Origin of the sequence: Merdimonas faecis, assembly GCF_001754075.1 — a bacterium.
GTDB lineage: Bacteria > Bacillota > Clostridia > Lachnospirales > Lachnospiraceae > Merdimonas > Merdimonas faecis.
Genome location: NZ_MIEH01000009.1, coordinates 14,834 through 33,925 on the forward strand (window position 1 = coordinate 14,834; position 19,092 = coordinate 33,925).

Sequence of the window (19,092 nt, forward strand, 5' to 3'; positions counted from 1 at the left end):
TATTCAGGAAAAGATAAACAAACCTTAAACAAAAACAGTCCGCCGCAAGGCTATACCTTTTTTGTTGAAATATTTTTCACTGCTCAGAATGATTGACTATATTCAAAAGAAAATCTATACTATTTGTCAGGAGTTCAACCAGAACACATATCATACAATTTTGGAGGTTTATCATGAAAGACAAGCAGTACAGCAAGGTGCCGGTATTTGAAAACGGACTGGCACAGCCTGTTTTCCCATTTACAGACGGAAAAACAGGTGAAAACTATGATCCATCCACATCGGATATCGTAAGATACTGTGTGTACGTGGAATCAGACTATGACATGGACGGGGATGGCAAGCGCGACCTGATCAAGGTGCTCGTGCAGGTTCCCAGAAGCGCGGTCGAAGGGAACTATAAAGCAGCATCCTTATTCGAGGCCAGACCGTACTGTGCCGGTGTTCAGGACGATGGCTATGATCATATGAAAGAAGTAGCGGATAAAGAATACCGCAAATTTGATTTTGCCGACCTGGATCACAAGGTAGCGCCACGTGTTCCCACCGGCTCCATCAGCCCGATGGAGCTTGCACTGAAAGCAGATCCTTCCGACTGGTATTATCCGGATAAGGGAAATCATAACAGCATGGTTTACGAAAACCTTGATAATTTTAACTATTATCTCGTACGCGGCTTTGCCGTGATCGTAAGCGCCGGCTTCGGAGCCCTGGGTTCTGACGGCTTCAACTTTGTCGGTTCCGATTACGAGAGAGACGCTTTCAAATTTGTCGTAGAATGGCTGCACGGCGACCGTACAGCCTACGCAGACAGAGAAGGCACGATCGCCACGAAGGCAGACTGGTCAAACGGCAATGTCGCCATGACTGGAAGATCTTACGCAGGAACCATGCCCTTTGCCGTGGCAACAACCGGTGTCGAGGGCCTGAAGACCATCGTTCCTGTTGCAGGAATTTCTGACTGGTACAGCCAGCAGAACATGCAGGGCGCACAGCGCTACTGGCCAAAGGAAATGCTGAACAGCTATCTTGCATACTACTGTTCCAGCCGCTACAACGATGAGACGTTGTCAGAAAAGCAGCTGGATGATATTGCTGCATTTCATCATGAGCTGAGCCTTCAGCAGCTGAAATGCGGATTCGATTATGATGCTGACTTCTGGGGAAGCGGAAACTATCGTTTACATGCAGACAGGATCAAATGCAGCGCTTTGATCGTCCAGGGATTAAATGATGAAAACGTATCCACAAAGCAGTTCGAAATGATGCTGAAAGCATTCCAGCAGTCCGGACAGACCTTTAAGACAATCCTTCATCAGGGACCGCATATCACGCCTACCATGCCAAACAAAAACTATGGAATTCTGATCAATGGCAGATTCTATGATGATATCGTCAACGAATGGATCTCCCATTATCTGTACGGCGTAAAAAATGGCGCAGAGGCAATGCCGGAAGTTCTCGTACAGACAAACTATGATCAGAAGAAATGGGAAACTGCAGATTCCTGGGATACCGGACACTCCATGAAGCTTGAAAGCGAAGGCACCGGCACTACCGTCATCGATACTGACTGGGAAGCGGCAGGCGTCAGCGCCGAAAACTTCGATGATGTCATGGGCGTAAAGTCCACCAATATGGCACAGCGCTATGTGACAGCTCCATTTGAAGAAGCTGTAACGATCCAGGGAACCGTATGCCTGAATCTGAAAGCAGCGTTAAAGGACGGCGATATCGAAAATGATTTCAACCCGGAAAACAGAAATGATGTAGATACCCTGACCATGCAGCTTGGTTCTTCTAAAGTTTCCGGAAGAATGGATGACGTGGAGATTGCAGTTCTTCTCTGCGATGTATGCGATAAAGAATTTGACAGTATCCAGACGGTGGATCCTGAGAGAAATATCATCCCGGTGGAAACGGTAAAAGAAGGCGGCATCATAAACGGCGGGGATCTTCCGGCATTTAATGAGGCTGAATTCTCTACAGTCCACAAAAAGTACCGTGTCATCACACGTGCTTTCGCAGATCTTTGCAATCCGGAAGCAGGCTATGAGCCGGAAACAGCTGCAAACAGTATTGAACTGAAAAAAGGCGAGTATCACGATTATCACGTATACTTATGCGCGACAAGATATACCGTAGAGCCAGGCCACAGCCTTGCCCTGGTGATTGCTACGGAAGATCCTGTCAACTGTATGATCCATAAAACATATTCTATCGAGATCGACAACGCTTCTGTAAATGCGGTTGTTCCTGTAACAAAGGAAACAAAAGACCGCTCTGTAAAACCAGACAGCTCTATCGGTTAATGTAAGCAAAAGGAGAACGGCAATGACAACCGTTCTCCTTTTTGTTAAGCAACGCTTTCTGCCTATTCTTGTTTCCCGGCCAGATCCTGATATGCCGGATATCCGTATGCACTGTCCGCACTGGTGACCGCCCGGACAATGGCCTCGCTCATCACCTCTGCCGCCAGAGTTCCCACCAGATCCTGGTCTGCCTGCACTGTTCCCAGAGAAACCGCATAGATACTGTCTCCGTCTGCCGTCGTGTGTACAGGACGGATAGATCTGGCATATCCGTCCTGAGCCATGCCTGCGATCTTACATAAAGAAGCCTTGCCAAATTCCGCATTGGTCAGGATCACACCGATCGTCGTATTTCCCGTAAACTTATTCTCCACCACCTGCGTACTCGCATACAGCAGCTCTTCCGTCTGCCGGAAAGACTTCTTGTCTTCAGAAAGGAGTCCGGCAATCTTCCCTCCTGTTTTCCAGTCATAAATATCTCCCAGGGCATTGACCGCCACTACAGCTCCCACCTGAAGGGCGCCGATCTCCACGGCATAGCTTCCGATCCCGGACTTCATACAAAATTCCATACCGGCAAACTTTCCTACGGTGGCGCCGCAGCCTGCACCGAAGTTCCCGTCTCTATAATTGCCCTTTTCGGCGTTTTTACAGGCCTCATAGCCCATCGCCCCATCCGGCCTTGTAAAGGGATCTCCAACGGTCAGATCAAAAAGATCCGACTGGCATACCAGAGGCACCCTGGTTACGCCTACGTCAAAGCCAATCCCTTTTTCTTCCAGATACTTCATAACACCGTCTGCCGCTCCAAGGCCAAACGCGCTTCCGCCTGCCAGTACAATCCCATGAATCTCCTGGGCTGCCGCCATCGGCTTTAACAGCTCTGATTCCCGGGATGCCGGTCCGCCTCCCCGCACGTCTAAACCTGCCTTCATCCCGTTCCTGGCAAGAAATACCGTGCAGCCTGTACCTGCCGCCGCGTTCTCTGCCTGTCCGATCTGAACCCCTTTGATCCTGCTGATACTGATCTCCTGCTTCATATCCTTTCGCTTCTTCTCCCTTCGCCTTTATCACTCGATACTCGCCATAAACAGCTCATAAAAATCATCTTCCCCTGCAAGCTTGGGCGAGTTCTCCCCGCCGCCGTTGGTGCTGCGCTTCATAGCCGCATGAAACTCTTCTCCCGCACACACCAGTTCCATCTCATAGATCTCATATCCCAGTTCCCTGCATACGCGGCAGAAGGTCCCCAGGGGATCAATGTCGTCTCTGGTCGCCAGCAGCTTTTCCCTGATATCCTCTTCACGCAGGGCTCTGGTCTGCAGTTCGTCTAACATCTCCACAATATTTGCCATAGGGATCTCCTTTCTTTTGAATCCGTTCCCTTCTACCCTTGAAGGGCCTTTTCATAAACCTTCCAGGTATGGTCATCAAACAATACCCATTCGATCAGTTCCAGTTCTCCCGGATGTTCCTGTACAAATCGCTTTGCTGTACGGACCGCAATCCCGGCAGCCTCTTCCACCGGGAAATGATAGACGCCTGTGGAAATCGATGGAAACGCAATCCTGCGTGCGCCGTGCTGTATGGCAAGCTCCAGGCAGGACTGATAACAGGACGCCAGAAGTTCCCGTTCTTTTTTATGTCCGCCCTGCCAGACAGGCCCCGGCGTATGAATCACATAGCTGCAGGGAAGCTCATAAGCTCCTGTGATTTTTGCTTTCCCGGTCTTACAGCCGTGAAGTGTGCGGCACTCTTCCAAAAGCTTCGGCCCTGCCGCCCGGTGGATCGCTCCGTCCACTCCGCCTCCGCCAAGGAGGCTGGTATTGGCCGCATTAACAATAGCATCTACATCTGTAACCTTCGTAATATCTCCGCGGATGGTGCGGAACATCGTTTCATTCATTACTAAAAGCCTCCTTTTCTGTTTTACAGGTATCTCAACTGAAAAGTCCTTTTTATTCTATCATATTTCCATAAAAATGAAAATCGACCCCATTGTGTCTCTCCTTACAACTGGTTATAATAGTGAGTGTTGAAAAAAATATACGAGGATGATGAGTCTATGCAATATACAATTCCACATTATTTTAAAAGCTTTCACTGTATCGGCGGCAAATGTCCGGATACCTGCTGCGCCGGCTGGCAGATCCAGATTGATCCGGCTTCTCTGAAAAAATACCGCAAAGCAAAAGGCGCGCTGGGTGCACGCCTTCACAATGAGATTGACTGGAAAGAAAGAAGTTTCCGCCAATATGAGGGCCGCTGTGCCTTTTTAAATGACGAAAACCTATGTGACCTTTATCTGGAAGGCGGCGGAGAGCATGCATTTTGCAGGACCTGCCGGACCTATCCGCGCCACATCGAGGAATTTGAGGGCCTGCGGGAAATCTCCCTGTCCCTCTCCTGTCCGGCTGCTGCCAGACTAATCCTGGAATCAGAGGCGCCGGTTAAGTTTCTCCACGGGGAAACCGATAAAGAAGAGACCTACCCGGATTTTGATTTCTTCTTATTTACCAAGCTGATGGACGCCCGTAACTTATGCTTCCGGATCCTTCAGGACCGGTCCCGTCCTATGAAGCTGCGGCTTGCCATCGTTCTGGCCCTGGCTCACGACCTGCAGGTCCATATCGCCCGCGGTACCCTTTTTAAGACCGATGCTCTTCTGGCCCGCTACGAAGCCCCCACCGTCTGGGAATGGTTCGACCGAAAGCTCTCTGGCATGGAGTTTACAAAGGATTCCGCAGAGCGTACACTGCAGAATCTGTTTGACATCCTGGATCAGCTGGAGGTTCTGCGCCCGGACTGGCCTCCTTACCGCAAGCAGGCTGAATCCATCCTTCGCTTTGCCATGCAGAAAAACACGAAAAGCATTTCGTCCTATGCGACGGCGGGCGCTCCTGTTTTCCAGGAGGTATTCTCTGATGTGGTCACAGAGCAGCTGATGGTCTATTTTCTCTTTACTTATTTTGCCGGAGCAGTCTACGATCAGGATGCCTGGGGAAAGATGAAGTTTTCCTTTGTATCTGTGATCCTGATCCGGGAACTGTTCCGCGCCGAATGTCTGATGAACCCGGCGGAAGCAGATCACGAAAGACTTCTTCAGACCGCCTGGCGGTTTGCCCGGGAGCTGGAACACTCGGATCCGAATAAAGAGCTGATGGAAAAACGGCTGGGAAATGAGCGTCTCTTTCATCTGAGGCACATGCTTTCTCTTCTTTTTTAGGGGAAAGCATACCGCCAGACGAGATCGTTACCTTTATTTAACCTGCCTGCATCCAGATATGTACAGCAAGCATGACCCACACCAGCACGGCTGTTCCACGGTGTAAGAAAAGCCATCCTCTTTCCAGCCGTTTTCTCAGAAACCAGGTCAGTACGATCACCAGTATAAGTCCCAGACACAGGAAACCGGTCACTGCATTTTCGTCAAACTTGCTTCAATCGGACAGAAAAAAAGTACCGCCCATTCAGGCGGTACACTGCTCTATGCTCTCTTCTACGCAGTCACTTTGCTGTCTGCGGTATATGATTTTTCTGATTCCTCTCTAAAAAAACGTTTCCGTATGAAATCACTATTTATGACAGCAATCATCCTGTTCATCATTGGAACAGTCCTGGCAGCTGTAACACCTGTATTCTCTTTGCTGCTTCTGGGCCGTCTGATCCAGGGTGTTGGTACCGGTATTGCCCTTCCGCTGATGTTTAACATCACAATGGAGCAGGTGCCGGAGGAAAAGCTGGGGGTTATGATGGGAACGGCATCTCTCATCACTGCCATGGCGCCGGCAGTCGGCCCCTCTCTTGGCGGATTTATCGTTAATCATTTTGGCTGGAGAATAGTCTTCATTTTACTCTGTTTACACGCAGGCTCGAACTGTTTCCCTGTATCGGCTTTTACATCTTCTTTGCACTGGGACAAGGATGTTCCGTAGGCAATACCATGACTAACGGTCTGCGCCAGCTTCCCCAGGAACTGAATGCAGATGGAAATGCCGTGATCAACACCCTGCAGCAGCTGGCCGGAGCCATCGGCACTTCTGTAGTCACCACCATCGTAGCGGCTTCCCAGGCTTCTCTTCCGGGCGACACGGCACTTGCCACACAACAGGGAAGCCAAGATGCCTTCTGTCTTTTGGCTGCTATCACTATCTTGATACTCATCTGCTCCTGCGGCGTCTTTCTCTCTATACGCAGCAGCGAGAAAATTGACATAGCCCATGTGCAATAAATCAAATAGGCATTATCTTTTAGTTCTCTGCAGCCTTATTAATGCAGGCAATGGCATTCAGGCTGCGGGGATAGCCAATATACGGCAGGCACTGGGATACTACCTTTGTCAGGAAAGCCGCGTCATTTCCCATATTCATATTGCCTTTTGCGTGAGAGGTAAGCTGAGGCTCGCAGCCTCCCTGAGCCGCCAGGAAACAGAATGTGATCATCTCTCTTTGAGCTAAGTCAAGTCCGGTCCTGGTATAGTAGTCTCCAAAACAGTTAGCCGCCAGCCACCGGTTGATATGCCCCTTTTTCCAGGCGTCTCTCATACCTTCCCCGAACATCTCAAGCTGAAGTGCAGCGCCTTTTTCCAGACGGTTTTCCATGGTAGTGGTTGCCTGTCCTTCAAGAGGGAGCTGCACTCCTCTTTCCTCCAGCACTTCATTTACTGCGCCAAGGAAGGGGTACATCCTCCCGATCCCCAGATAGTCTACTGCCTGGTAGACAGTCTCTTTGATCATCACCGGAGAAAGACCTGCATCCAGTGCCTCCGGCAGTGTAGCCTTAAATACATCCAGGCCCTGACATCCAAGAAGCGTTGCCAGGATAGCCAGATATCTGGTCTTCTCATCCAGGGTCTGCCCCTCTTCCTTCACCACTTCCTCATATGCAAAATGTTCAAACCTCTCCATAAACTCCGGATCGGTCTCATAAAGCTTCTGTTCTGCTTTCATAAAAGATTCCTCCTCTTTATTCCAGAAAAAATGTAGGTGTTCTTTTTAACACCTACATTTTATAAGGAATCAAACCCATTGTCTAATACTTGTTTCCAATAGTGAAAAATGCCTAAATAGAATGTTTCAGCGTTTCAATAAAACGGGTGGCTGCACTGGAAAAAATCTGGTTTTTCTTCCAGGCCAGCACCGCCCCCGTCTCAAGGCGGGGTGCAAGCGGTACAAAACGAAGGCCGTCATACTCCATGTCAAGATGGAAGCAGAATGCCGCCCCAACACCGTTTTTTACCATATTGGCAGCGTTGAGCAGCAAGTTAAAGGATGCCGCCACCTCCACTTCCTCGTAATCATCACCAAACCAATTCGTCAGTACATTTTTTACATTCTCGCGGCTTGCCATGATCAGAGGCGTCCCCTTCAGGTCTGCCGGAGTCACCGCATCCAGGCGGGCCAGCGGGGAATCCTCTCTCACCAGCAGCTCCCAGTGCTCTTTCTTTGGCATCCGGATAAATTCATACCGTCCAATGTCCACAGGCTCCATCAAAAGGCCCAGATCCAGAAGCCCTTTCTCCATCCTCTCTTTGATGTCGTCCGCATTGGCGCTGTATATCTGAAACTGCACCAGTGGATGGATTTCCCGAAATTCTGCCATTTCCTTGGAAAGACAGGTCATATTCCAGGTTTCTCCACAGCCAATAGCTATCTCACCAGCCAGTTCTTCATCCCTATTTTGAAATTCCTTCTGTGTTTTTTCCGTCAAAGCCACAATCTCCTGTGCCCGCCGCTTCAAAAGCATGCCGTCATTTGTCAGCGTCACATGGTATTTTCCACGGTGAAAAAGCTGAACTCCCAGTTCTTCCTCCAACTGGATCAGCTGCCGGGAAAGCGTGGGCTGTGTAATGTGAAGGAGACTGGCTGCCTTCGTAATATTTTCTTCCCTCGCTACCATCAGAAAATACTTTAAAACCCGAAGTTCCATTTCCTTACTCCTCCTCTCCTTATCCTTGCTTTTTATATTCCAGATAGCATCCTGCTTCATGAGAATATATCACGCCTACCGCCTGAAGATAGGCATAAATAATAGTCGTCCCCACAAACTTCATACCTCTTTTCTTCAGATCCCCGGATATCGTATCTGAAAGCTCTGACCGGGAACATCCTTTTTCATAAATAACAGCTCCATCTGTCCAGTGCCACAGATAGTTCGAAAAGCTTCCATACTCTTCCTGAATTTTCCGGAAGATCCGGGCATTTTCCACCGCTGCCTGGATCTTTCGTCCATTTCGTATAATTCCAGAATTCCGTTTCAGCTCTTCCATCTTCTCCTTCCCATAGCCGCATACAATTTCAAGATCGAATCCATCGAAGGCCTTTCGGAACGCCTCCTGTTTGTTCAGCACACATTCCCAGGAAAGTCCGGCCTGAAAGGACTCCAGCACCAGCATTTCAAACAGCTTCTGATCCTCATAGACCGGAACGCCCCATTCCTCATCATGATACTGAAGATAACGCTCATTTTGGGGATTTGCCCATCGGCACCGATGACTCCAAAGCTCCGGAAGCTCTGCCCCCTCCAGTTTAAGAAGTCTGGCCTTTACATGGGTTCCCCCCGCATAGCCTGTCAAGCTTCCATCGCTCCCAATGACCCGGTGGCAGGGAATGATGATAGAGATCGGATTGTGGCCGACCGCCCCGCCTACTGCCTGGCCGGACATGGAAGGTTTTCCCAGTACTTCTGCCGCCTGACGCGCCAGCGCTCCGTAAGTAGTCACCTGTCCGTACGGAATCCGGCACAACAATTTCCAGATTGTCTGTTGGAAAGCTGTTCCTGCGGGAGCAAGCTCAAGCTCACAGATTGCCGGCTTCTCCCCTGCAAAATACCGGTCCAGCCAGTCCTTTGTCTCTGTAAACACAGAAAGGCCGTCCCTTTCCGTCATTTTGCCGGAAAGGGAACCGCCGTAATATTTCTGTCCGGAAATCCAAAGACCCGCCAGTGCTTCTCCGTCACTGGCAAGGGTAAGTATCCCTACCGGCGACCGGTAAGTCGTAGAATAATACATAGTATCCTCCTTTTATTTTCGATTCAATGGCTCTCCATTCTCCCCCTCGTATTGTCTTCCCCAGCCTGTGACTACTGAAAATAACAGAACCAGGAACAACATCATACTATAGAACATACTGCCGCCCACCTGTGTCACCGTAAGCGGTTCGGCCATATCATAGCCTTCCGTCAGAGATGTTCCTATAAATACAAAGACACTCAGGAAAGGCATCACCAGCACGATAGCATTCGCAAACCCATCCAGCAGATTTGCACGTCTGTACGGGTGAAGTCCTACCCTTTTTCCGATTTCATTCTGTATCTTACCAAAAGTAGCCATGGAAGCGCTTGTCACACCCCCAAAGATCAATGTTGTCAGGGATATCCCAAGCATCATCGCGATCTCCGCACCCCTGACCGTCTTTCCAAGGCGGCTTCTCAAAATGCCGTCTGCAATCCGGTCCATAACTCCTGCTGCTGTCAGGACTCCCATGATTCCATATACCGAAAGTACCAGCACTACCGTTGCCATCATACCGCTGATTCCCGAAGTCAAAAAGCCGGCCGGTGCTCCGTCCGAAATAGACAGAATATCTGAAAACTTCAGTATTCCGGACGCCACGCCAAGCACACTTCCAAGGACAAGGCCAACCGTAATAGCCTTATAAATATTCCGGCTTTTCACTGCCACTGCCAGCATGACTACAACCGGGATCAACATGATCAGCGTAGAAGGATCCATATTTTCCGCCAGCAGCTTTTCGCCTCCGTTTCCTCCCGTGCCGCCGCCTCCGAACACCCAGAACAAAACAAAGGAAATAGAGCCCGCAGTCAGAGAATATTTGAGCCTTGTAGCCACGCAGCCTCCCACATCCGCAGTCCCGGGTTTCTTTGTGTACTCCTGGGTCCCTGCCGAAATAATGGTAGTATCAGAAATCGGCGCCAGGTTATCTCCAAAAATCGCCCCGCCTACAATTGCTCCCGCCAGTACCGGCGCACTGCTTCCCAACAGGATCCCTGCCGGATAAAAAATCGGAAAACAGGTAAACATCGTGCCAAGAGACGACCCCGTAGCGGTAGCGATAACACAGACAGCAAAGAAGGTAAATGCTGTAAACAGGCCGCCTTTTACATGAAATGAGTCTGCAAGCCATACAAACCCGGAAGACAGGTTCGCCGTCTTGATCATTTCCGCAAACATGCCGATGATTAAAAGCAGGATACCGATCGGAACCGCCTCGTCAGCCCCTTTATGGACAGCATCCCAGAACCTGTCATAGTGCCCCTTCTTTACAAAGAGCCCGCCGGCCAGCAGCCCCACAAATGCTCCCATTGCCAATGCATACATCTCAAAGGCCTTAAAAATAACAAAGTACAAGACACAAAAAAACAAGAAAATCACAGCCGGCAGAAAGGACATTCCCCAGCCGCCACGAAACTCCAGTCTTTCTTTTTGTTCTGTTCTGCGCTGCTCATCCATATACGTTTCCTCCTTTTTATCTGTGCTGCTTTTTTACGTTTATCTCTATTCTTCTTCGTTCAAATTCATCCACATAATATTTCTGTATTTTGACCCGATCGTCCGTTCCTGTTCAAAAGGCTCTCCTTCTACCGTTGGATATGCCTCCAGAAACCTGCGGATTTCCATGATTTCTTCCTGTTCAAGCTCGAAAGAGAAAATCTTCAGATTATCTTCCACATGACGGCTGTTTCGTATGCCGATAATCGCAGCACCCACACCTTCCTGACTTAATATATATTTGGATGCCACCTGTGAAATTCCTACCTGATATTTCTCTGCAATTCCCTGCAAAAGCTTCAACAGCTTCTGATAACCGTCCCATCCCAGCGAATCCTCAATAACCTGCAGATACTTAACCTGGGATCTGGTCTCCGGCTCTTCCATCCTCTTTCCGATCCACCGTTCTGCCAGAAATCCTCCCGACAAAGTACCATAACACAGCATAGGGATCCCCTGGCCTTTACAATATTCCAGATATCCTTTCTCCGGTCTGCGGTCAAAAACAGAATACTGCGTCTGAGTAGTAGTTACCGGAATTCCTGCATCCACCAGTTCTTTCAGATGTCTGGTGTCAAAGTTCGTTACGCTGATATTCCTGATCTTTCCTTTTTCCTTCAGCCTCACCAGGTATTCTGCCGTCTCAATGCAGCCCGGCACCTCGTAGTCCCACCAGTGAAACTGCACCATATCCAGGATCTCCCGATTCAGACGTTTCAGGCTCCGGTCAATAATTTTTTCTGTATATGCAAAGTCTACCTGGCTTAACAGATCGAGATCAGGCACATATTTCGTATGGATCTGGATCTGATCCGGCGAGAGTCCGCTTCCGTGTTTCAATTCCCGGACAAATTTTCCAAGGAACTCTTCCACCCCGGTATAGATATCGCCACAGTCAAAGGTGGTAAATCCTCTTTCCGCCAGCATATGAAATGCCCGCATCACATCATCAAAATCCAGGTCATTTTTAATGCTGTGCCCTTCCGAAAGCTGCCAGCATCCGTTGATCACTCTGTTAATCTGATAGTTCTCTCCTAAGTTCAGTTTCTGCTCCATTTTTCTCGTCTCCTTTTATTCTCGAACTGCGATTTTTTCCACGGTACATTCGCCATGCCGGAATGTCCTTTTCCCAATCCGTGTGATTTTAAATTTTGCCCCGCAATTTGGATCCGGACAGGCAATCACACTGTCTGACAGCATCCAGTCATTTCCATCCAGCGGTCTTTGTTTGGCCGGAAGCAAAGGAAGAAGCGCCGCCAGTGAATACATGGAAAAGGAATGGGTCTGCGGAAACACCAGGTTTTCGCCGATCACCAGAAAATAATCTCCTTCTTTATGACTGCACACCATTGGCCTTTCAGAGCCAATCACTTCCACCTTCAGATCATATAATGTAAAACTGTCGCCCATCTTTTTCTCCTTTCTCCGAAAAACAAAAAACCTGCCCCTGAATCTCTTCAAGGACAGGTATAAAACCTGCGGTACCACCTTGTTTGGCACGATACTCCGTACCCTCTCATTCCAGAATGCCATCACATTCCTGACCGGATAACGCTGGTCTTATGCGTCTTGGCTACCAGGCTTCCTACCCTTCACCTCGCCCTCCGGGGCCCACTTGCCGCCACTGTCGTCTTTCCGGCTTCCACCCTCCCGGATTCGCTTTAGACCGTTTGACTGCCTAACTTCCCCGTCTTCGGTTTACTTTTGTAGTATAGCATCACAGCAACGCAATTGTCAAACTATTTTTTCCTGATTTCAAAACTGTCGCACCGCTTTACGGATTACAGCTCCCGCAGGGATCATAGCCCTGGCTGATCGCTTCCCCCCGGGTACCTTCAAATTCCTGCCGGTTCTGAGGCTTCATATCTCCCACACTGCTGCAGTCTGGTTTATGAAATTTGTGCGTATTGGTATTCAGAATATACGTCTGTGTCTCTTCGCCACTGTCCGCCTGTACATCTTCGTCCCCGCTGCTGCCGCTCCTGGCATCGTCAGCCTCACTGCTGTTGCCCTGGGTATAATCAATCTCAATCCCGGGCTGTACGTTATAGACATAAACATTAAAGGACACGCCTTCGCCTCCGTCTTCTACGGACTCCGCTTCCATCCAGACACCGGAAGCCACAAGATTGTCCCCCTCGAACACCGGGGTCACCCGATACATCACATGGTAATCCGTCTCTTCCACATATTCTGCCACTTCATTTTCGAAGGGAAGCATCCCTTCTGTATTCATATACCGGGTTCCAGTGATCAGATTCTGCTCATTTGCATTTTCTCCGGTCAGCTGATAGCCGATGAGATGGCACCGGTTGTAAAGGGAACCGCCTTCTACATTATCGTACTGGACAGACTGCCATCCGGTAGGCTTCACCTCGCTGATGTTCCCCCGTTCTTCCTTTGGCATCAGATCTGTCCCGATACAGGCCTCAACCGTAGTACACCGCCCCAGCTCGTCAAGCTCCCCATAGCTTTCATAAGAAACCTCTGTCAGCTCTTCCTCTGTAAAGTCCGGTTCGTTTTCCTCTACTTCTATGTAAGGAGAACCCTGATACTCCGGGATTTCTCCCAGTTCTACCTGGGTGACGGATACGGATTCCTCCGGCACTTCCTCTGTAAATGCCTGTTCGATACCGCAGGCCGTACAGACATTCAGCAGAAGAGTACAGACAAGAAGCGTCAGATATTTACGAAAATGTCCTGTCAAACCGTTCATCCAGCTCCTTTCTGGTCCAGATGCTCTCATCCAGACTTACGATCATCCGTACTGCCAGATCTACAGCCGAGTCAAACCGCTTCATCAGCTCTTCGTTGCTTACCCTGCACTTCGAATTATCTTTTCTCTGATTCAGCAGGCCTTTCATGCCAGCATAATGCCCGGTCATCCGCAGTCCGGTATTGACCAGGTGATACTTAGCCTTTCCGGGCGCCGTAAACAGGCGCTTTATCAGACGCAGCCACTTCAGGGACTTAAGTACGATCTTCCGGCTGATATTCTCATAGAAAGGCCAGATAGCGTCCGCCGTAGCGATATCCACCGGCACCAGACGGGCCAGCGGATAGGAAAAGGGATCCTTCCCGTCCTTACGCATCAGCTTTTTTTCAAACTCTTCTTCGATCTCCAGATGCTGTACACCGCTTTTCTCAATATATTCCTCCACATACGGATGACACTCGCTGTCCAGGATAAAATGGCATACAAAGCCCATCAGATAGGCATACTCCCGGCTGCTCTCTCCCCTCTTACGCACCACTTTCTGGGCGTGCTCGAAAAAGGGCATTGCGGAAATATCATGGAGATGATTTCCATATTTTGTCACCCGGTTTGGCCTGTATGGCTGGTAAAAGAAAAACAGATCCGGCCCCTGCAGTCCGATCCTGTACTGCCGGTAATGTCTTTTCACCGTCTGCTGCAGCGTCTTTGGCAGACGCTCCGCCACTTTCTTCCCAAATCTGTCATGTGCATAAAATGCAGGCATATTTATAATCCCCTTTCTTAATCTGAACCCTTATCTATTATTTGACTGCTGCTGCTTTGTTAAATAATACAAAGCCGATCACGAACATTACCGCGATGATCGCCACGCCGGCATTGGCTACGTTCGTGATCTGTGCCACGATACCCACTAAGGTCGTCCCCATAAAGGATGCTCCTTTCCCGCAGATATCGTAGATCCCAAAATATTCTCCTGACTTTTCTGCCGGAATGATCTTGGCAAAATAGGATCTTGCCAGCGCCTGGATCGCTCCCTGGAACATCCCCACCATCACAGCCAGGAACCAGAACTCCCACTGTTTATCCAGCTGAATGGCAAATAAAGCGATCAAAGTGTAGGCTGCGATACAGACCTTGATCAGTTTCGTGGTCTCATACCGTTTGGAAAACCTGGAAAAGATCAGCGCACACGGAAATGCTACGATCTGTGTTACCAGAAGCGCCAGCAGAAGCCCTGTCGTATCCAGTCCCAGGGCGCTTCCGTATGCGGTTGCCATCTCGATGATCGTGTATACACCGTCAATAAAGAAGAAAAACGCAAGCAGATATAAAAATATCTTTTTCTCCTTTTTGATATCCCGCAGTGTATGACCCAGCCTTATAAAGCTGTCCTTAATCGGATGCTCCGGCGGCGCCGCAAAATTTTTCTGCCTGTAGTTTTTAAGAAGCGGCAAAGTCATTAAGACCCACCACACCGCATTGATCAGGAACGCCAGCATCATCGCTGTATTCATTGTAATCCCAATACTCTCATACATCAACACAAACACCAGAGAAATGATAAAAGGAATACAGCTTCCGATGTATCCCCACGCATAACCGTGGGAAGACACCTTATCCATCCGCTCCGGCGTTGTCACATCCACCAGCATCGAATCATAGAAGATCAGGCTGGCATTATACCCCACCTTCGCGATCACAAAGACTACTAAAAATACGATCCATGACGTGGGAACAGAGAGCGCCGCACAGCCAATTACGCCGATCATCATGAAAAATACAAACAATGGCTTCTTATAATTCCTGGTATCTGCCACCGTTCCCATGGTCGGGCCCAAAATGGCTACGATCACTGTAGAAATAGACGCCGCATACCCCCAGTATGCCAGATAATCCACTTCAGAAATCCCTGCATTTCCCGCCAGTGCATTAAAATAGATAGGGATAATGGTGGAGACCAGCAGCGTAAATGCTGAATTTCCCACATCATACAAAATCCAGTATTTTTCCATTTTTGTCAATTTATCATTTCCCATAGATACTTCCTCTTCCTTCAGACTTTTTTCCAATCATACCTCTGTCCTGTAAATGCAGGATCATTTTCTTGTAAAATACGAGTTAATTTTCCAGATCCTTTCTCCCCAGCCGTACATCCTCCATATGGGCTGCAAGCTCCTCATCCAGATGGTCGAACAGGAAATTACGGCTGCTGCCATGCCGCTCCAGATACTCTTCCCGCAGCTGCTGTTCCATGATCTTTACATCCTCCCGGAACTCCCTTGCCGAGATCAGGGTTCCCCCCTGCCCCAGAGTGACCACCTGCTCCACACCATCAGAGGTCACAACCGTAACATGGTATTTCCGCCCGATCTGATGGACCACCTTCTCAATGTACTGGTCCGCCGTCTCCGCCTCTTTCGTATAGACCACATGGATATTGTGGTATTTCATGATCTCCAGGTGTTCTCCTTCCACCTGATAGGCATCATACACCAGGATCACCTGGCAGCCCCGGTATCCCTGATAGTTGCAGAGCACATCCATCAGCTTGTGCCTGGCCCCCTCGATATTAACCTTTGCCAGTTCTTTTAAGTCTTCCCAGGCAAAAATTACATTATAACCATCGACCAGCAGATATTCTGTCTCCGCCGGATCCTTCTTTTTCTTTTCTCCATCATCCAGGCTCCGAACCTGCCGTTTCCAGCCATCCTGCCGTTTACGCTCCACTTTTCCGTAGGTACGGATAAAGATTTCTTCCAGCTCTTTTTCTTCCGCACCCCAGGCAGCGGTCTTTCGTCTCTCTATCGTCCGGCCTTCTTCCGGCCCCTTCGGTTCCCTCCCAAGACAGCTTGGCAGATGCATATGCTCCGGTACCTCCTGCCATGGCACGTAGTATCCTGCACCATGAGAGCAGAAGACAGAACCGGACGGATTTTCCTCATCCCGGTCCGGATCATAGGCTGCCGCCTTGATTACTTCTTCCTGGCTCTGACACTGATCATATCCCCAGAAGGTACAGGTCAGGTGCCCCATTCCTCTGGTGTAAGCCGCCACTTCCCGGGGATACTCCCGCATGGCCGCCACCGGAGCCCGGCCTTTTAAAACTGTCATCTCCTGCTCCTGTTCCGGCAGTCCACATTCACCGCCCATATTCTGGATATCGGTCAGGGCTCGTCCGGTCATTTCCGTTGGCACCTCCAGCAAAAATTCATAGTAAGGCTCCAGCAGGATACTCTCCGCCTGCATCAGTCCCTGCCGGACCGCCCGGTAGGTCGCCTGTCTGAAGTCCCCGCCTTCCGTATGCTTCAGGTGGGCCTTGCCGGACATCAGCGTGATCTTCATATCTGTAACCGCGGATCCGGTCAGTACACCCCGGTGAACCTTCTCTCCCAGATGGGTCAGGATCAGCCGCTGCCAGTTCAGGTTCAGTTCATCCTCACTGCAGGCGCTTTCAAGCACCAGACCACTGCCCCTCTCTCCCGGCTCCATCAACAGATGGACTTCCGCATAGTGACGCAGCGGCTCGAAATGCCCCACGCCCTCCACCGTATTCTGGATGGTCTCTTTATACACCACACGCCCGGCATCAAAGGTGACATTTACGCCAAATCGCTCCTGAATCAGGCTTTTCAGGATCTCAATCTGGACTTCTCCCATCAGTCGTACGTAGATTTCACCTAGCTCTTCTTCCCAGACTACCCGGAGCATGGGCTCTTCTTCCTCCAGCCTTCTTAGGTTCTGAAGCATCTGGTGAACATCACACCCGTACGGAAGCTGTACCTTATATTCCAGCACCGGCTCCAGAGCCGGATCTTCCGCATCTTCCTCCCCGCTCAGGCCTTCCCCCGGCCAGGTATGAGTAAGCCCTGTAAGCGCACAGACCATTCCCGCCTGCGCCTCCTGGAGCATCTCATACTTTTCTCCGGAATACAGGCGGATCTGATCTACTTTTTCTTCCCATGGCTCTTCCTTTTGATCCATGCCGTCCAAAAGATCCTTGACCTTCAGCTTTCCGCCGGTAACTTTGATGTGAGTCAGCCGGGTTCCCTGGCTATCCCTGGAAATTTTATATACCTTCGCCCGGAAATCCCCCGGGTACTCTTTTTCTTCCGTATAGGCCGCTATTCCATCCAGCAGCGCTTCCACTCCATTGATCTTAAGCGCTGAGCCGAAATAGCAGGGGAACACCTTCCGCTCCCGGATCATCCGCCGGATCTCTTCTGATCTGACCTCTCCTTCCTGCAGATAATGCTCCAGCACATTTTCATCGCAGACGGCCAGCTCCTCCAAAAACGTTTCCCGGTCCTGATCCCGGCCAAAGTCCACGAAGCCTTCACCAAGCTGGTTTTTTAGTCCGTTCATCAGCTTCTCCCGGTCCGTTCCGGCCTGATCCATCTTATTGACAAATAAAAAAGCCGGGATATTGTAGCGCTCCAGCAGCTTCCAAAGCGTCCTGGTATGCCCCTGCACGCCATCCGCCCCGCTGATTACCAGAACCGCATAGTCCAGTACCTGCAGGACACGCTCCATCTCTGCTGAAAAGTCCACATGCCCCGGAGTATCCAGAAGCGTAATCTTACTGTCCTTCCACTCCATCTGTGCCTGCTTGGAAAAGATGGTGATCCCACGCTTCTTTTCCAGCTCGTAGGTGTCCAGGAACGCATCCTGGCTGTCCACCCTGCCGGCCTTACGAATGGCTCCGCTTAAGTAGAGAAGCGCCTCGGAAAGGGTCGTTTTCCCGGCATCCACATGGGCCAGGACGCCAAGAGAAATCCTTTTTACCCGCTCTTTTCCATTTGTAATTTCTTTATTTTCAGACGTATTTTCCATGAAAATACCCCTTTCTGTTCGATAATACAATTTTTATCATATCACAGAAAGGGGGAGAAGTCGATGAAGGATTTCTGATTACCCTTTCTGCTCCACCACTACATCTGACCTCAAAATATCCGTCAACAGATTCTTACACTCCTTCTTCAGCTGCTCCAGCGGCGTCTTTTCCTGATGGCACTCATTAATAAATCCCAGCAGTCCAAAACAAACAAAGCCGGCAATTTTTCTGGCGGAATACTTCAGCTTCAGGCTCCCTTTCTGAATATGGCTCGTATGCTGCTCTACCGTATCCAATACAATATTATAGAAAGCAAATGCCAGATAGGGATTTTTATCCGGATCCGTATGCCGGAAAAACTCAAACTGATCATAATATACAGCCAGAATACTGTCCAGCATATTCACATATCCCTGTACCAGTCCTCCCTGTGGGTTATTTTCCTTCTGTCTCCGATAATAGTCTTTTGTACCGATCTCCAGCATATCTTCGAAAATCTCATCTACCAATGCATATTTATCGCTGTAATGAGAATAGAAGGTAATACGGCTTGTATCTGCCCTTTTGCATAATTCTGTGATCGAAATCTGCGAAAAAGACAGTTCGGAAAGCATTTTGATTAACGTTGATTTCAAATTTTTCTTTGTTTTGCGAATACGCTTGTCTTCCATTTTTACATTTTTCCTTCTTTGTATAATTAACTTACACATTCCATTTATTGTTT

19 protein-coding genes and 1 pseudogene are annotated in these 19,092 nt (G+C 49.4%); 4 read left to right on the forward strand and 16 right to left on the reverse strand.

The genetic code is table 11. The annotated features are described in order from the left end of the window. Positions 1–173 precede the first annotated feature (173 nt). Entirely contained in the window at positions 174–2,312 is a 2,139-nt protein-coding gene (locus tag BKD12_RS04340; RefSeq protein WP_070088108.1) for a CocE/NonD family hydrolase, read from the forward strand. A 62-nt stretch (positions 2,313–2,374) separates the two neighbouring features. Here BKD12_RS04340 and BKD12_RS04345 read toward each other — a convergent pair whose 3' ends face one another. Genes BKD12_RS04345 through BKD12_RS04355 form a run of 3 tightly spaced genes read right to left on the reverse strand, consistent with a single transcriptional unit; the run spans position 2,375 to position 4,206 of the window. Beyond that, positions 2,375–3,352: a P1 family peptidase gene (locus BKD12_RS04345; protein ID WP_070088109.1), complete on the reverse strand. Its 978-nt coding sequence runs from the start codon at positions 3,350–3,352 to the stop codon at positions 2,375–2,377. A 30-nt stretch (positions 3,353–3,382) separates the two neighbouring features. Then, positions 3,383–3,667, reverse strand: a complete 285-nt coding sequence (locus BKD12_RS04350; RefSeq protein ID WP_070088110.1) for a hypothetical protein — start codon at positions 3,665–3,667, stop codon at positions 3,383–3,385. Positions 3,668–3,699: 32 nt separating this feature from the next. Then, a complete protein-coding gene (locus BKD12_RS04355; RefSeq protein ID WP_070088147.1) occupies positions 3,700–4,206 on the reverse strand; it encodes an O-acetyl-ADP-ribose deacetylase in 507 nt (168 codons plus the stop codon). A 171-nt stretch (positions 4,207–4,377) separates the two neighbouring features. On the opposite strand from BKD12_RS04355, the gene fliB reads away from it, so the two are divergent. After that, a complete protein-coding gene (gene fliB, locus BKD12_RS04360) occupies positions 4,378–5,538 on the forward strand; it encodes a flagellin lysine-N-methylase (RefSeq protein WP_070088111.1) in 1,161 nt (386 codons plus the stop codon). Between the two features lie 37 nt (positions 5,539–5,575). Here fliB and BKD12_RS16850 read toward each other — a convergent pair whose 3' ends face one another. Then, complete coding sequence (locus BKD12_RS16850) at positions 5,576–5,731, reverse strand: hypothetical protein (RefSeq protein WP_176730925.1); 156 nt, start codon at positions 5,729–5,731, stop codon at positions 5,576–5,578. A 63-nt stretch (positions 5,732–5,794) separates the two neighbouring features. Here BKD12_RS16850 and BKD12_RS17095 point away from each other — a divergent pair, with 63 nt between their 5' ends. Together BKD12_RS17095 and BKD12_RS17100 are read left to right on the forward strand one after the other, a co-directional pair. After that, positions 5,795–6,247 carry an MFS transporter gene (locus BKD12_RS17095; protein ID WP_278308586.1) on the forward strand — a complete coding sequence of 151 codons (453 nt, stop codon included), beginning with the start codon at positions 5,795–5,797 and terminating at the stop codon, positions 6,245–6,247. Between the two features lie 8 nt (positions 6,248–6,255). Beyond that, positions 6,256–6,543, forward strand: coding sequence for a hypothetical protein (locus BKD12_RS17100; RefSeq protein WP_070088113.1), 288 nt, complete (start codon positions 6,256–6,258; stop codon positions 6,541–6,543). A gap of 19 nt (positions 6,544–6,562) precedes the next feature. On the opposite strand, the gene BKD12_RS04375 is transcribed toward BKD12_RS17100, so the two are convergent. The 12 genes and pseudogenes from BKD12_RS04375 to BKD12_RS04425 form a co-directional block, all read right to left on the reverse strand. After that, positions 6,563–7,261: a carboxymuconolactone decarboxylase family protein gene (locus BKD12_RS04375; protein ID WP_070088114.1), complete on the reverse strand. Its 699-nt coding sequence runs from the start codon at positions 7,259–7,261 to the stop codon at positions 6,563–6,565. A gap of 112 nt (positions 7,262–7,373) precedes the next feature. Further along, the gene (locus tag BKD12_RS04380) at positions 7,374–8,240 is read right to left on the reverse strand and encodes a LysR family transcriptional regulator (RefSeq protein ID WP_070088115.1); all 867 of its coding nucleotides are present in this window, start codon (positions 8,238–8,240) and stop codon (positions 7,374–7,376) included. 19 nt (positions 8,241–8,259) lie between these two features. After that, positions 8,260–8,838 (reverse strand): DNA-3-methyladenine glycosylase I, encoded by a 579-nt coding sequence (locus BKD12_RS17540; RefSeq protein ID WP_070088148.1) that lies wholly within the window; start codon positions 8,836–8,838, stop codon positions 8,260–8,262. Then, positions 8,839–9,321 (reverse strand): annotated as a pseudogene (locus tag BKD12_RS17545) (methylated-DNA--[protein]-cysteine S-methyltransferase); the annotation flags it as partial. Between the two features lie 12 nt (positions 9,322–9,333). Further along, positions 9,334–10,782, reverse strand: a complete 1,449-nt coding sequence (locus BKD12_RS04390) for a Na+/H+ antiporter NhaC family protein (protein ID WP_070088116.1) — start codon at positions 10,780–10,782, stop codon at positions 9,334–9,336. A gap of 45 nt (positions 10,783–10,827) precedes the next feature. Next, positions 10,828–11,877, reverse strand: coding sequence for an aldo/keto reductase (locus BKD12_RS04395; RefSeq protein ID WP_070088117.1), 1,050 nt, complete (start codon positions 11,875–11,877; stop codon positions 10,828–10,830). 15 nt (positions 11,878–11,892) lie between these two features. After that, positions 11,893–12,231 (reverse strand): TIGR04076 family protein, encoded by a 339-nt coding sequence (locus tag BKD12_RS04400; RefSeq protein ID WP_070088149.1) that lies wholly within the window; start codon positions 12,229–12,231, stop codon positions 11,893–11,895. A gap of 364 nt (positions 12,232–12,595) precedes the next feature. Beyond that, positions 12,596–13,537 (reverse strand): DNA/RNA non-specific endonuclease, encoded by a 942-nt coding sequence (locus BKD12_RS04405; RefSeq protein ID WP_070088118.1) that lies wholly within the window; start codon positions 13,535–13,537, stop codon positions 12,596–12,598. Further along, complete coding sequence (locus BKD12_RS04410) at positions 13,509–14,300, reverse strand: zinc dependent phospholipase C family protein (RefSeq protein ID WP_070088119.1); 792 nt, start codon at positions 14,298–14,300, stop codon at positions 13,509–13,511. Before BKD12_RS04410 ends, BKD12_RS04405 begins: the two co-directional genes overlap by 29 nt. A 37-nt stretch (positions 14,301–14,337) precedes the next feature. Next, on the reverse strand, positions 14,338–15,573 hold the full coding sequence (locus BKD12_RS04415) for an MFS transporter (protein WP_070088150.1): 1,236 nt from the start codon (positions 15,571–15,573) through the stop codon (positions 14,338–14,340). An 82-nt stretch (positions 15,574–15,655) separates the two neighbouring features. Continuing rightward, complete coding sequence (locus BKD12_RS04420) at positions 15,656–18,367, reverse strand: translation factor GTPase family protein (protein WP_070088120.1); 2,712 nt, start codon at positions 18,365–18,367, stop codon at positions 15,656–15,658. A gap of 78 nt (positions 18,368–18,445) precedes the next feature. Continuing rightward, the gene (locus BKD12_RS04425) at positions 18,446–19,003 is read right to left on the reverse strand and encodes a TetR/AcrR family transcriptional regulator (protein ID WP_330385536.1); all 558 of its coding nucleotides are present in this window, start codon (positions 19,001–19,003) and stop codon (positions 18,446–18,448) included. Positions 19,004–19,092: the final 89 nt, after the last annotated feature.

What these genes read in the sequence shown, in the direction of transcription:
- BKD12_RS04340 (WP_070088108.1), top strand. Translation starts at nt 174, where the DNA reads ATGAAAGACAAGCAGTACAGCAAGGTGCCGGTATTTGAAAACGGACTG.
- BKD12_RS04345 (WP_070088109.1), bottom strand. Translation starts at nt 3,352, where the DNA reads ATGAAGCAGGAGATCAGTATCAGCAGGATCAAAGGGGTTCAGATCGGA.
- BKD12_RS04350 (WP_070088110.1), bottom strand. Translation starts at nt 3,667, where the DNA reads ATGGCAAATATTGTGGAGATGTTAGACGAACTGCAGACCAGAGCCCTG.
- BKD12_RS04355 (WP_070088147.1), bottom strand. Translation starts at nt 4,206, where the DNA reads ATGTTCCGCACCATCCGCGGAGATATTACGAAGGTTACAGATGTAGAT.
- fliB (WP_070088111.1), top strand. Translation starts at nt 4,378, where the DNA reads ATGCAATATACAATTCCACATTATTTTAAAAGCTTTCACTGTATCGGC.
- BKD12_RS17100 (WP_070088113.1), top strand. Translation starts at nt 6,256, where the DNA reads ATGACTAACGGTCTGCGCCAGCTTCCCCAGGAACTGAATGCAGATGGA.
- BKD12_RS04375 (WP_070088114.1), bottom strand. Translation starts at nt 7,261, where the DNA reads ATGAAAGCAGAACAGAAGCTTTATGAGACCGATCCGGAGTTTATGGAG.
- BKD12_RS04380 (WP_070088115.1), bottom strand. Translation starts at nt 8,240, where the DNA reads ATGGAACTTCGGGTTTTAAAGTATTTTCTGATGGTAGCGAGGGAAGAA.
- BKD12_RS04390 (WP_070088116.1), bottom strand. Translation starts at nt 10,782, where the DNA reads ATGGATGAGCAGCGCAGAACAGAACAAAAAGAAAGACTGGAGTTTCGT.
- BKD12_RS04395 (WP_070088117.1), bottom strand. Translation starts at nt 11,877, where the DNA reads ATGGAGCAGAAACTGAACTTAGGAGAGAACTATCAGATTAACAGAGTG.
- BKD12_RS04400 (WP_070088149.1), bottom strand. Translation starts at nt 12,231, where the DNA reads ATGGGCGACAGTTTTACATTATATGATCTGAAGGTGGAAGTGATTGGC.
- BKD12_RS04405 (WP_070088118.1), bottom strand. Translation starts at nt 13,537, where the DNA reads ATGAACGGTTTGACAGGACATTTTCGTAAATATCTGACGCTTCTTGTC.
- BKD12_RS04410 (WP_070088119.1), bottom strand. Translation starts at nt 14,300, where the DNA reads ATGCCTGCATTTTATGCACATGACAGATTTGGGAAGAAAGTGGCGGAG.
- BKD12_RS04415 (WP_070088150.1), bottom strand. Translation starts at nt 15,573, where the DNA reads ATGGGAAATGATAAATTGACAAAAATGGAAAAATACTGGATTTTGTAT.
- BKD12_RS04420 (WP_070088120.1), bottom strand. Translation starts at nt 18,367, where the DNA reads ATGGAAAATACGTCTGAAAATAAAGAAATTACAAATGGAAAAGAGCGG.